Raw genomic sequence first — 13,044 nt, forward strand, 5'->3', positions numbered from 1 at the left:
TTATTTTGCGACGCCCCCTTTCAAAGGGTTAATTTATTTCAAACAGTTTAAGAAATTATAATTTAAAATACTTAATATAACAGATATTTTAATTTTTAAAATTTATCTTATATAACTATTTAAAATTTTACCTAGGATACTATTTTAATATTCATCTAGAGAACTATATAAATATTAAAATAGTTAACTAGTTGCTTACGCCATGCGGGTTTAAGAGTTTTTCATATCTTTATATCCCATAAATACAATCCATACATAGGCTAAAGTCTTAGGTATCATAAGAATTCCTATGCTCGGTAAAGTATTTGACCATAGTACAACAGGAATATAGAATCCAAAGGATAAAATTATTGCAATAGGCATATATTTAAAGCCTTTATCATTGTTTTCTCTAATTTTATTATGGAAAATCCATATGATTATAAGTCCTATTAACGCAAAAGGAATGTTACGATATATTCCCCAGGAAACTGGAGCATTATATGATAACCATTGATTTTGTGGGAATGCACATAATATAATCCTAACAATAGCTAATCCATAAATAATATTAGTCAATCTTCTTTCCTCTTTAATATCATAACGAATTCTCCATATATGATATAGCATCACATAAAATATAGTCATTGTAATAGATATAATTAGTTTTCCTATCCCTAAAGCTGAAGCATTAGCTTCTAACCCAGTGGTAAGTAATCCATAAGCCCTTGGTATTAGATGAAATGCATCTCCACATCCTAAAATTACTGCCATAATTCCAAATAATCTGTATTGCTTATTTTGTCCACTTTGCTTAATCATAATAATTCCCATTATTATAACTGTTAAAAGATAAAGAATATCAAAAATTGTTTCCATCATTCCTTGCATAATATATCACCTCATATTTTATTTGAACATTGTTCATTTTGAAAGTATATAAAATGCCATACGTTAGTACAGCATAATTTTTTAACTTTATTTTAAATAAATAACTCTCTTTAAAGCATCTATAAAAAAAGTTATATCCTCTTCTCTAGCTTTTAGCATAGCTAACATGTTACTAAAAATGAATTTAGCCATCCTCTCCTTAGTTAAATTATCAGTCCAAGTTTCATCACTAATAATGTGTTCTGAATCTAAGAGATTAACTATACTTTTACGAACCTTTTCAAAAAATTCATGTTCTCTTTTTCTTCCTAGAGATTTTTCACTACCGCTTAATAACGATAACTGATCTATCCAATTTTCTTGAAATTTATCTAAGTAAACAAAAATATTATTATATAATAGCTCTATCTTTTCAAAAAAATTTTTTTCTCCTTCTAAGCACTTATGAAAATCGTTAAATGCTTCTCTCCAAAAATCTTCAACCACTGCCACCACCAATTCACTTTTTGTGGAAAATGAATTATAAACTGTTCCTACAGAAATTTTGCATCTACTGGCTACAGCCCTTATGTTTATAGCAGAAATTCCTTGCTCTAAAGCAATTTCTTTTGCCCCTTCAAGTATGACCTCTCTTGGGTTCTCTGAGAACTTATTCATTATATCTACTCCCTACTTGAACTATGTTCAAATTAATTGTATATCATTTTTTTTAATACGTCAATAGAGTTATTTTTATATATTATTCATTCAATAAAATTATTACTGCTCCTATTACTTTAAAATAAACAAAGTTCTTACTATGGTTTTTTCTACACTTAGAAATTGTTATCCAGAGATGTGGCCGCTCTTTACTATCCCTTTGAAGAAGATAGGAGTATTAGAACTGGTAGTCATGAGATAAATTTAAATTATTGTACTATAATAAACATCTATAACTTAGATGTTTATTATTTTTGATAAATATACCCAACTTGCTATATAATACATATGAGGCAAAAATAATTCAGCTCATTTATATTTTGTTTATGCTAAAATTAGAAAGTGATGTGATATTATGTCTAAAACTACTTTTAAGGGTAGTATTATGCTAAATCCTGTTCCAGCAGTTATGATAACTAGTAGAAATTCTGAAGGAAAGGATAATGTGTTTACTGTTGGTTGGATAGGTACTGCTTGTACTAAACCTCCTATGATTACAGTTGCTATTCGTCCTGAAAGATTATCCTATGAATATATAAAAGAAAGTGGATCCTTTGTAGTGAATCTAGCTTCTAGTAATCTAGTTAAAACTGTGGATTACTGTGGCGTAAAAAGTGGAAGAACCAATGACAAGTTTAAGGATATGAACTTGTCTCTCAGTGAAGCTAAGGATATTTCTTGTGGTATTATTAATCAATGTCCCGTTGCCTTTGAATGTGTAGTAAAATCTATAACTCCACTAGGTACCCATGATTTATTTTTAGCTGAAATAATTACCTGCCATGTGGAAAATACACTTATCGATGAAAAAGGAAAAATTCACTTTGATAAAGGAGACCTACTTTCATACTCTCATGGTGAATACTTTAGGTTAGCTCCTAAACCTATTGGAAAATTCGGATATTCTGTAGCTAAAAAAACTACTATTAAACTTAAAAATAAAGGCATAAAAAAGCATAATGAAACCGCAAAAACTGCCATAGTGGAGAAAGATCCATTACATAATAAAAAAAATATTAAGAGTAATAAACCTAAAAAAACTAAAACTAAAAAAAGAACTCGTATATAAGAAATATCTTTAATATGAAAGGTGCGATGTTTAATGAACTTTATAAAGGTTGGTTCTGCTTGTCCTGTTACTAAGGTAGCAGATGTTGACTTTAATTTAAATGAAATAAAAAAATGTGTTGAAAAAGCTATAGAAGAACAAGTTAAAATTTTAGTTTTTCCTGAGCTTTCTATAACCTCCTATAGTTGTGCTGATTTATTCTTTCAACAAAAACTACTAAAAAAAGCAGAAGTAGCTATTGAAAATCTTTGTGTGTTTTCTGAGGGAAGAGATATCTTATTTGCTGTAGGTGCCCCTTTTGAATATGACGATGTCCTTTATAATGCAGCTTATCTTATCTTTAATGGTAAAGTTTTGGGTATTGTTCCAAAAAGTTACTTGCCTAATGCTTCTGAATTCTATGAAAAACGTTGGTTTAGCAGTGGTCTTAATATAACTTCTAGAGTAGTTAAACTTCCTTTCCAAGACAATATATATTTTGGAACTAACCTAATATTTAGAAATGGTGATATTAGTATTGGAGTTGAAATTTGTGAAGATCTTTGGGTTACTATTCCACCAAGTAGCTTCTTATCTTTAGCTGGTTGTAATGTAATATGTAATTTATCTTCATCTAATGAGTTGGTTAGCAAGGCTGACTATAGAAGAGACTTAATTAAAAATCAAAGTGCTAGATGTATGAGTTCCTATATCTATTCTTCTAGTGGAGTCTTTGAATCTACTACTGATGTATTATTTAGTGGCCATCTTTTAATCAGTGAAAATGGCGGAATATTATCTGAAAATAAAAGATTTAATCGCGAAAATGAAATTATTACAGCAATTATTGATGTAGATAAATTAAAGGCTGAAAGATTAAAAAATATAAGTTTTAGAGATAATAAAGTTTTAATTCCTTTTCATATGGAAACTATAAACTTTGAATTTAATAATATAACTATTGATAATTTTGATAAATATATAGATAAACATCCTTTTGTGCCTAGTAATCCTCTTGAAAGAGATAAACGGTCTAAGGAGATATTTAATATTCAAACTTCAGCTCTAGCTAAAAGATTTGAGCATACTGGCTTAAAGAAGGCAGTTATAGGAATATCTGGTGGTCTTGATTCTACCCTGGCTCTTCTAGTAGTAGTAAAAACCTTTGATATGTTAAAAATATCTAGAGAAAATATTGTAACTATTACTATGCCTGGTTTTGGTACTACCGATAGAACATATAATAACGCCTTAGATCTTTGTAAGTATCTAGGTACAGACTTAAGAGAAATAAATATTGTACCTGCTTGTCTACAACATTTTAAAGATATTGGTCATCCTGTAGAGCAACATGATGTAACCTACGAAAATGTTCAAGCAAGGGAAAGAACCCAAATTCTTATGGACCTTGCTAATAAAGAAGGTGGACTGTTAATTGGAACAGGGGATTTATCAGAGTTAGCTCTTGGATGGTGTACTTATAATGGAGACCATATGTCCATGTATTCTGTAAACTGCTCTATTCCAAAAACCCTTGTGAGATACCTAGTGGATTATGTAGCTGATCATGAAAGTACTCCTGAGATAAGTAAAATCCTTATTGATATTTTAGATACTCCTGTAAGTCCAGAACTACTTCCTAAGGACAAAGATGGAAACATTACTCAAAAGACTGAAGATATTGTAGGGCCTTATGAACTTCACGATTTCTTCCTATATCATTTCATGAAGCACGGTGCTTCTAAGGAACGTATAGAGTTCTTAGCCAAGGTTGCCTTTAAAGAGACATATGATGATGATGTAATTAGTAAATGGCTTAATAAATTTATGGCTCGATTCTTCACTCAACAATTTAAGCGTTCTGCTCTACCTGATGGTCCTAAGGTTGGATCTATAAGCCTTTCTCCAAGAGGAGATTTAAGAATGCCATCAGATGCTAGCTATAACGGATTTCTTTAGCTTTAAAAATATAATTAAATACCACTGGTAATTGTCTTTTTATTACCAGTGGTCCTTAACTTAATATGTAAAATATTAAATTATACTATAACTTAATAATGAAGATAATTAGAGATATTAATTTATAATTATCTATAAATATCTACAATGAGACCTGATATCTCATCTATAGTGCTAGCTATATCTAAGTTTTCTCGTTCTTCATTAAGTAGCATCTGTGTTAGTTCTTCTAATTTATTGTCAATAGTCTCTACTGTAACAAAGTATTGAGTTTGCCAAAAGCTTATATCCTTTTTTATGGAATACATAAATGAAAGTACTGATTCTAGGTATTCTTTTATTTCTTTTTTATAAGCTCTAACATCAGCATAGCACTTTGAAATTACAAGTCTGCTACCTTTAGATTTTATATTTTTAAGCATTTTCTTAAGATCTTCTTCTGATTTTTGCTCTCTAGCAAAGCTAAAATTTTTAGAGAAGTCCTGTTTGTTATTTACAACTTTACTTTCTCTTTGTATTGGAGTATTTCTTCCTACTTTTGATATCTCCATGTGAACACCCCCTTATCCTTTAATTATATTATAAATAAGGTTAAGGATTTTAGCTATATTTTCTTAATATTTATAGATTAAATTAATTTAGGAGGCAATTATGAAAACTTTAATTAATATGTTTATAACCTTCTTTAAGATAGGTGCCTTTACCTTTGGTGGTGGTTATGCCATGATTCCACTTATTGAAAGAGAAGTTGTAGATAAAAACCATTGGATAGACAAAGATGAATTTATAGATATAATAGCTATATCTCAAAGCTTTCCTGGAGCCTTAGCAATAAATAGCTGTACCTTCATTGGATACAAAATTAATGGAGTTCTAGGAGCTATCCTGGGACTTTTAGGTGTAGCCCTTCCCTCTTTTATCATTATAGTAATTATAGCTATGGCCTTCAGTAAATTTAGAAACCTTTATGTCATTGAACTTATCTTTAAAGGCATCAATGCTGCCGTTCCCCTTCTAATTTTAGTAGGTGTAAATAGCTTGGCAAAGGTTTTAGATAAAACAACTGTTAATATAATTATTGTAATAATCACTGTGATTCTTAGTGTATTTATAAATGTAAATCCAGTATATTTAATTCTTATTGCTGCTGTATATGGAGTATATATTAATAGAAATCACCACATTGATAATTATAAAAATACAAAGGAGGAAAATTAGATGCTATTACTAAAGCTATATTTAGCCTTTCTTAAAATTGGAACTTTCGGCTTTGGTGGTGGATACGCTATGCTTCCTTTAATTCAAAAGGAAATTGTGGACAACAATGCTTGGCTATCTCAAACTGATTTCATGGATATCATAGGTATATCTCAAATGACTCCTGGTCCTATAGCTATAAACGCTGCAACCTTTGTAGGCTATAAAACTGGCGGAATTCTAGGAAGTGTTCTATCTACATTAGGGGTTGTCACTACATCCTTCATACTCATATCCTTTGCTAATTACTTCTTTAATAAATTTAAAAATTCAAAGATACTAGCTCATGCTTTAAAAGGAATGAGACCTGCTCTTATTGGACTTATAATTTCTGTATTTATAACTCTTAGCTATGAGTCCTATAGAGATTTAAACAGTTTAATAATAGCTGCAATTGTTGGTTTTCTACTTTATAAAACTAAAATTCATCCTATATTAATTATTGTTATTGCAGCATTTTTAGGTATATTATTCTATGGAATGATACCTAATTTGTTTGCTAATTTTTAACAAAAAATATCTTGTAATTTATTAGTACATCCCTTATAATTTATATATAAAATATAATTACATATGAGGGAGTAATTAGTAGGATTATCCTATGGCAATGTCAACATCTTGGCTTTAAGTCTGGCTTTGCATTAAATAATGAGACTCATGTATAGTGCTTACGCTATATATGAGTCTTTTCTTTTTACATACATTACCTACATATGTGATTATGTTTTTGCAAATATTAATAAAAGAATATTTTTTTACTTTTATTAAATCTATGTAAGTTTTACTAACTAAATTTTAGATTTAGAGTATGGCTTAACACTATTAATTATGAGGTGATTTTATGTATTTTAATGACTCTATTGACGATGTTATAGGTAAGCTTAACACCAACCCAGATACTGGTCTTACTTCATCTCAAGTTGAGGAAATTAGGTCCAAGTATGGGTCTAATAAACTGGCATCAAAAAAGAAAAAAACTAAAGTCCAACTATTCTTTGCACAACTAAATGATATTTTAATTTATATCCTTATAGTTGCAGCCATACTATCTGTAGTTGTAGGAAAAGAAATAAGTGATGCAATTATTATCGGTATTGTTATTTTAGTTAATGCAACAGTTGGAATGATTCAAGAGTCTAAAGCTGAGAAGGCCCTTGATGCATTAAAGGAATTATCAACACCAAAGGCTATAGTAAAGCGTAATGGAGAATTAGTAGAAATTCCTTCCGAGGAAGTAGTACCTGGTGATGTAATTATCATCGATGCAGGTAGATTTATTCCTTGTGATATCCGTCTTATAGAAAGTGCTAACCTTAAGGTAGAAGAATCTGCCCTTACTGGTGAGTCTGTTCCTGTAGATAAGGATGCAAATCTTATCCTTGAAGATGAGAAAATCTCTCTTGGTGATAAAAAGAACATGGTATTTATGTCTACCTTAGCTACCTATGGTAGAGCTACAGGTATAGCTGTAGCTACAGGTATGAATACTGAAATTGGTAAAATAGCTAAGATGCTTGATGATGGTGAAAATGAGCTTACACCTCTTCAAAAGAAACTTGAACAACTGGGAAAAGTTTTAGGTATTGCTGCTATTGGTATCTGTTCTGTTATGTTTGCAGTAGGTTTATTACAAGATAGAGCTGTTACTGATATGTTCATGATTTCTATCAGCCTTGCTGTTGCGGCTATTCCTGAAGGTCTTGCTGCTATTGTAACTATAGTTCTTGCTTTAGGTGTTCAAAGAATGATAAAGCAAAATGCTATTATTAGAAAATTACCTTCTGTAGAAACTCTAGGTTCTGTAAATATTATATGCTCTGATAAAACTGGTACATTAACTCAAAACAAGATGACAGTAGTTAAATACTTTACAGATAATAAACTAAATGAAGTTAAAGAATTTAATATAAATAATAAAGGTGAAAAACTTTTACTTGAAAACATAGTTCTTTGTAATGATGCTACTTCTACTGCTTCATCAAAAACTGGAGATCCAACAGAAATAGCACTTTTAGATATGGGTAACATGTTTAATATATTTAAAGAAGAGTTAGATAAAACCCATAAAAGAGTTGATGAAATACCTTTTGATTCTGATAGAAAGCTTATGACTACAGTAAACTCCTATGAAGATAAATATTATGTAATGACAAAAGGTGCAACTGATAATCTTCTTAATATGTGTACTTCTGCTTATATTAATGGAGAAATTGTGCCTATGACTGAAGAAATTAGAAACAATTTCTTAAAGGTTGCTACAACTATGTCTGATGATGCTTTAAGGGTTTTAGGTTCAGCTTTTAAAACCGTTAATTCCACCCATGTTGAAGTTGATGAGTTGGAAAAGGATTTAACCTTCATTGGTCTTGTTGGTATGATAGACCCTCCTAGACTAGAGGTTAAAGACTCTATAGAAATATGTAAAACTTCTGGTATAAAAACTATAATGATTACTGGTGACCACAAAAATACAGCCTTTGCCATTGCTAAGGAACTATCTATAGCTGAAGACATAAACCAAGTAGCTAGTGGTGCTGACATAGATAACTTAACTGATGAAGAACTTGCAAGTAGATGTGAAAATCTAAGAGTTTTTGCTAGAGTATCTCCTGAGCATAAGGTTAGGATAGTTAAAGCCTTTAAATCTAAAGGAAATATTGTATCTATGACTGGGGACGGAGTTAATGATGCACCATCTTTAAAGGCCGCTGATATTGGTGTAGCTATGGGTATCACAGGTACTGATGTTGCTAAAGGCGCTTCTGATATGGTATTAACAGATGATAACTTCTCTACCATAGTAGCAGCTATTGAAGAAGGTAGGAATATCTTTAATAACATAAAAAAATCTGTAATATTCTTAATTTCTTGTAATGCTGGTGAGATTGTTACTCTATTCTTTGGTATTCTCTTTGGATGGGCTGCACCACTTAATGCAACTCATATATTATGGGTTAATCTTATAACAGACTCCTTCCCAGCTCTTGCCCTTGGTGTAGACCCTGGTGATAAGGATGTTATGAAACATAAACCAAGAAATCCTAAGGATAGTTTATTTAAGGGTTCTTTATTTACTCTTTTATTTAATGGTGTATTAATTGGTATATTAACCCTTATAGGTTTTGTTTATGGAGTTAACAAATACGGAGCTCATGGCGTTACTCTTGCTAATATAGCTAATAATCCTGAAGCTTTAATGCATGCTCAAACAATAGCCTTTGTAGTTCTTAGTGGAACTCAACTAATTCATGCTTTAAATATGAGAAGCTCTGATAAATCCATATTTAAGATTGGTTTATTTTCAAATATGTATTTAATCTATGCAATGGTTGTTGGTATGGGACTGCAAATGGCAGTTATTTATATACCACCTATTGCTAAAATGTTCAATGTAATACCACTAACTTTAGCAGATTGGGGACTTGTTATTATTCTAAGCTTAATACCTTTAGTTATAAATGAAGTAATTAAACTATTTATCAAAGATAAATAAAAAAAGACAAATTTCAATAAAATTACAAGTAACTCATAAGGGATAATATTAATGTCTTTCATGAGTTACTTTTAAATTATAATACATTTTAATTACTTCTTCACTTATATACAAATTTATACAATAAAGAGAGATTTATGGCGTAAACTTATTGTAACTTTTTATATTTTATTATTGTATTCATACATATTATGTTATAAAATATAATTAATTACTGCAAATGTATTTTTACTAAGTACAAATAGTTAACTTACGTTAAGATACAAACTATGTTTTGGTAAAAATAATTACTAATTTAATACTTATTTAAGATACATTATTCATTAAAATAATTCTAAATTTTATCTTGTTCATAATTGTAAAGCTTAATATAAATATTAAAGGAGTGAATTTTATGAAAACTAAACTTACTAAAGGTATGGTATTTTTATGTGCACTAACTTTAACTGCTTTTATTGGAATTTCATTATATGCTATTGATGAAGATGGTCCACAAGGACAAGCGCCTATGTCTATACAAATTTATAACTTATAATTAGTAATTGACTAATTACTTACACTATTAAATTTTGGCTATATCTATAATAAAATTTTATTATAGATATAGCTAAAAATACTAATGGTATAATAAGCAAACAGGAAATTTAATACATATACTGGAACTAATTATGCATTGCCTTTACATATAATTACCTATAAAATATAATTAACTACATTTATTTAACTAGGGAGGTGAAGGATTTGGATTTCTTAAGTCCTGGAAAAAGATTAAAAGCTCTTAGACAACAACTAAATGTCAAGCAGGTAGAACTAGAGGAAATCGGTGTTTCTAGAAATTATATTAGTATGGTTGAAAGTGATAAAAGAAATCTTACCGGAGTAACCTTAGCAAATTATCTTAAGTTTATGCAAAACAAAGCTGATGAGCTTGAAACTAATATAAATTTAGATGTAAATTATCTACTTCTTCCTGAAAAAGAAGAAGCACGAAACTATTGTGATATGAAATTAGATTTAACCTTAAGTCATAAAAATTTAGATGAAGTTATAAAAATAGGTGAAAAATACAAATTAGAAGACATACTTTTAAAATCTTACTTATTAAAGGGAAATCTATTATATGATGAAAATTCATTTAATACAGCTTTTATATATTACTATAAAACACTAGAAATTTATAATGATAATAGTAATAAATCTTTTGCATATATTAAGCTTTCTAAATGTAAGATTATGACTCTATCCTACGAAGAAGCTCTTACATATTTATTTAAAGCCTATTCTTATTGTAAAGAGTTTAATGACGATACTAATCTTAGAAATTGTTTATATAATATAGCCCTTGCATATAAAAAATCAAGTGAATATGATAATGCCCTTATATATATAGATGAGTTGCTGAATTTATGTAATACTAACCTGGATTTTGATTTATATATTTATGCTATTATCTTGAAATGTAATTGTTATCTTAACAAAAAAGATTACTCTTCTGCATTAACTATATATTTTGATATCCTAAATAACTTTAGTGAAAATATTGAAGTTCATTTAGGAATGATTTACAATAATATAGGATTGATTTATTGTGAATTAAATGAAATAGATAAATCTATTGACTATTTTAATAGATCAATTAACTTTAGAAAAGTACATGATATTAAAAATTTGAATTGTAGTATTATAGATATGTCTTTGATATACATAAAAGAAAATTCATATGATAAAGCTATAGAATTATTATATGAAGGTATAGCTTTATGTGAGAAATATTCTAACATAGAGTTTTTAATAAAAGGTTATTGTATATTAGAAGATATTTATATAAAATTAAATGATAATAATAAACTTGAAGAAATATATCTTATATTAGTGGAAATTTTAAAAGATATAGATCTAGTTAAAGTTTTAGGTATTTATATAAAACTGTCTCTACTCTATATTGAGATGGGGAAATATGATAAATCTAAAGAATTTTTACACGAAGCTAACAATGTTCAAATACTTTTATAAAAAGGTGATTCAAAATTTTGAATCACTTTTTTATTTAAAACATGTATCTTTTTGTAATTATATAAACTATTATAAATTTCTAAAACTTTCATGTTCAAAAAATGACATAATGATGACAATATAGGATTTATAGTTACAATTATTTTCTATATAGTTAATTTTACTTTATTTTTTTATTTGTATGTGAAATTAATCCTATATTTTTATAGTAAATATAGTATTTTATTGCAAATAATTTCATTTCATATATATTGTCCAAATGTTGCACTAATTGATAAGTTACTATAGACTAATATATATGAATATAATTTAATTTGCTTAAATATAAGTAAAAGGATTTTTCTTTTACTTGAATAAGGGGATGAATGATTTGATATTAAGTGAAGAAACTAAAGCTAGAACTTATTGCACAAATAAACTTAGGTTAAACTTAACTGATGATGAACTTGATAAGGTAATTCATATTGGAGAACTTAATAAGTTAATAGATATACTTCCTTCTCTATATATTAAAAAGGGAAATCTCTTATATGATAAAAATCTATTTAATGAAGCTTTTGTATTCTATGCTAAAACCTTAGAATTATATAATGCTATTCCTACAAAAGATAATGATATGATATTTATATATAATAAATTAGCTAAGTGTAAAATCAAAACCCTTTGTTATGAAGAAGCCTTAGCATATCTATGTACATGCCATTCTTTTACCTTAGAAAATAAGGATAAAAATAATTATTATAATTGTACCTATAATATAGCTTTAACCTATAAAAAGTTAAATGATTTTGATAATTCTATTCTTTATATAGATAAATTATTAGCTAATATTGATATTAATAATGACCCAACCAGATATATTCAAGGAACAATTTTAAAAGCTAACTGCTATCTTAGTAAAAATTCTACTTTGCAAGCTATAACTCTATATAAAGAACTTCTTGATAACTTTGGGTCTGAATTAGGAAATTATAAAGGTTATTTATATAATAATTTGGCATTAGCTTATTTAAATGAACATAATAATGATGATGCTCTAAAGTATTTCAATAAGGCCATAGATTTTAAAAATTCGCATGACAAACCTAATCTTGCTAGTACATTAATGGACATAGCAAAATTCTACATTAAAGAAGGTTCCTATAATAAAGCTATTTCTGAAATAGAATATGGATTAAAGTTGGCTAAAAAATATTCTGATAGTGAAAATTCACTACTAGGTTATAGTCTTTTAGAACAAATATATAGGGAACTAAATGATATTGAAGAACTTAGAACTCTCTATTCTAAAATGATAGAAAACTTTAAAGATGTTGATCCTAATATAACTATGGAGATATACTCAAAACTTTCTAACCTTTTGCCTGATGGTATTGGATATAATAAATTAGACACTATTTTCAGAGTAAATAATTTATAAATTAAGACGAAATAAAAGGATTGGAAGTTCCAATCCTTTTATTTCGTTCTTAAGAGCCTGTGAAAAAAAGTCTGTAAATTACAAATAATAGCAGCTTTCTATGATAAAATAAATATATCATGGGAGGCTGTTTTTATGGTGAAAAGAAAGATTAAGCGAAGGAAAAAAGAATATCATAGCAGATTTAATTAGAGAATATGACATTCAATCTGAAAAAGATATTCAAGAGGCATTAAAAGACTTACTCGGAGGCACAATTGAAAGTATGTTAGCAGCTGAGTTGGA

At 28.3% G+C, this 13,044-nt stretch carries 11 protein-coding genes; 8 read left to right on the forward strand and 3 right to left on the reverse strand.

What is annotated here, in order from left to right; genetic code table 11:
- Positions 1 to 210: 210 nt before the first annotated feature.
- Complete coding sequence (locus B2671_RS14920) at positions 211 to 870, reverse strand: hypothetical protein (protein WP_346871114.1); 660 nt, start codon at positions 868 to 870, stop codon at positions 211 to 213.
- An 87-nt stretch (positions 871 to 957) separates the two neighbouring features.
- The gene (locus B2671_RS14925; RefSeq protein WP_346871115.1) at positions 958 to 1,527 is read right to left on the reverse strand and encodes a TetR/AcrR family transcriptional regulator; all 570 of its coding nucleotides are present in this window, start codon (positions 1,525 to 1,527) and stop codon (positions 958 to 960) included.
- Between the two features lie 397 nt (positions 1,528 to 1,924).
- On the opposite strand from B2671_RS14925, the gene B2671_RS14930 reads away from it, so the two are divergent.
- Positions 1,925 to 2,638, forward strand: a complete 714-nt coding sequence (locus B2671_RS14930) for a flavin reductase family protein (RefSeq protein WP_346871116.1) — start codon at positions 1,925 to 1,927, stop codon at positions 2,636 to 2,638.
- A gap of 33 nt (positions 2,639 to 2,671) precedes the next feature.
- A complete protein-coding gene (locus B2671_RS14935; protein ID WP_346871117.1) occupies positions 2,672 to 4,576 on the forward strand; it encodes an NAD(+) synthase in 1,905 nt (634 codons plus the stop codon).
- Positions 4,577 to 4,704: 128 nt separating this feature from the next.
- On the opposite strand, the gene B2671_RS14940 is transcribed toward B2671_RS14935, so the two are convergent.
- Positions 4,705 to 5,127 carry a DUF327 family protein gene (locus B2671_RS14940; protein ID WP_150846056.1) on the reverse strand — a complete coding sequence of 141 codons (423 nt, stop codon included), beginning with the start codon at positions 5,125 to 5,127 and terminating at the stop codon, positions 4,705 to 4,707.
- A gap of 100 nt (positions 5,128 to 5,227) precedes the next feature.
- Here B2671_RS14940 and B2671_RS14945 point away from each other — a divergent pair, with 100 nt between their 5' ends.
- The 6 genes from B2671_RS14945 (at position 5,228) to B2671_RS14970 (ending at position 12,759) form a co-directional block, all read left to right on the forward strand.
- On the forward strand, positions 5,228 to 5,794 hold the full coding sequence (locus tag B2671_RS14945) for a chromate transporter (protein ID WP_346871118.1): 567 nt from the start codon (positions 5,228 to 5,230) through the stop codon (positions 5,792 to 5,794).
- Entirely contained in the window at positions 5,795 to 6,343 is a 549-nt protein-coding gene (locus B2671_RS14950) for a chromate transporter (RefSeq protein ID WP_150846058.1), read from the forward strand. It begins immediately after the preceding gene.
- 331 nt (positions 6,344 to 6,674) lie between these two features.
- Positions 6,675 to 9,326: a cation-translocating P-type ATPase gene (locus B2671_RS14955; RefSeq protein ID WP_346871119.1), complete on the forward strand. Its 2,652-nt coding sequence runs from the start codon at positions 6,675 to 6,677 to the stop codon at positions 9,324 to 9,326.
- Positions 9,327 to 9,720: 394 nt separating this feature from the next.
- Positions 9,721 to 9,861 carry a hypothetical protein gene (locus B2671_RS14960; protein WP_346871120.1) on the forward strand — a complete coding sequence of 47 codons (141 nt, stop codon included), beginning with the start codon at positions 9,721 to 9,723 and terminating at the stop codon, positions 9,859 to 9,861.
- A 206-nt stretch (positions 9,862 to 10,067) separates the two neighbouring features.
- Positions 10,068 to 11,339, forward strand: a complete 1,272-nt coding sequence (locus B2671_RS14965; protein ID WP_346871121.1) for a helix-turn-helix domain-containing protein — start codon at positions 10,068 to 10,070, stop codon at positions 11,337 to 11,339.
- 370 nt (positions 11,340 to 11,709) lie between these two features.
- Positions 11,710 to 12,759, forward strand: coding sequence for a tetratricopeptide repeat protein (locus tag B2671_RS14970; protein WP_346871122.1), 1,050 nt, complete (start codon positions 11,710 to 11,712; stop codon positions 12,757 to 12,759).
- The last annotated feature ends 285 nt before the right edge of the window (positions 12,760 to 13,044 follow it).

It is taken from the genome of Clostridium sp. UBA5119, assembly GCF_002414285.1.
GTDB classification, from domain to species: domain Bacteria; phylum Bacillota; class Clostridia; order Clostridiales; family Clostridiaceae; genus Clostridium_J; species Clostridium_J sulfidigenes.

Coding starts and splice junctions, on each gene's coding strand:
- B2671_RS14940 (WP_150846056.1), bottom strand. CDS start 5,127: ATGGAGATATCAAAAGTAGGAAGAAATACTCCAATACAAAGAGAAAGT.
- B2671_RS14930 (WP_346871116.1), top strand. CDS start 1,925: ATGTCTAAAACTACTTTTAAGGGTAGTATTATGCTAAATCCTGTTCCA.
- B2671_RS14925 (WP_346871115.1), bottom strand. CDS start 1,527: ATGAATAAGTTCTCAGAGAACCCAAGAGAGGTCATACTTGAAGGGGCA.
- B2671_RS14950 (WP_150846058.1), top strand. CDS start 5,795: ATGCTATTACTAAAGCTATATTTAGCCTTTCTTAAAATTGGAACTTTC.
- B2671_RS14945 (WP_346871118.1), top strand. CDS start 5,228: ATGAAAACTTTAATTAATATGTTTATAACCTTCTTTAAGATAGGTGCC.
- B2671_RS14935 (WP_346871117.1), top strand. CDS start 2,672: ATGAACTTTATAAAGGTTGGTTCTGCTTGTCCTGTTACTAAGGTAGCA.
- B2671_RS14920 (WP_346871114.1), bottom strand. CDS start 870: ATGCAAGGAATGATGGAAACAATTTTTGATATTCTTTATCTTTTAACA.
- B2671_RS14960 (WP_346871120.1), top strand. CDS start 9,721: ATGAAAACTAAACTTACTAAAGGTATGGTATTTTTATGTGCACTAACT.
- B2671_RS14955 (WP_346871119.1), top strand. CDS start 6,675: ATGTATTTTAATGACTCTATTGACGATGTTATAGGTAAGCTTAACACC.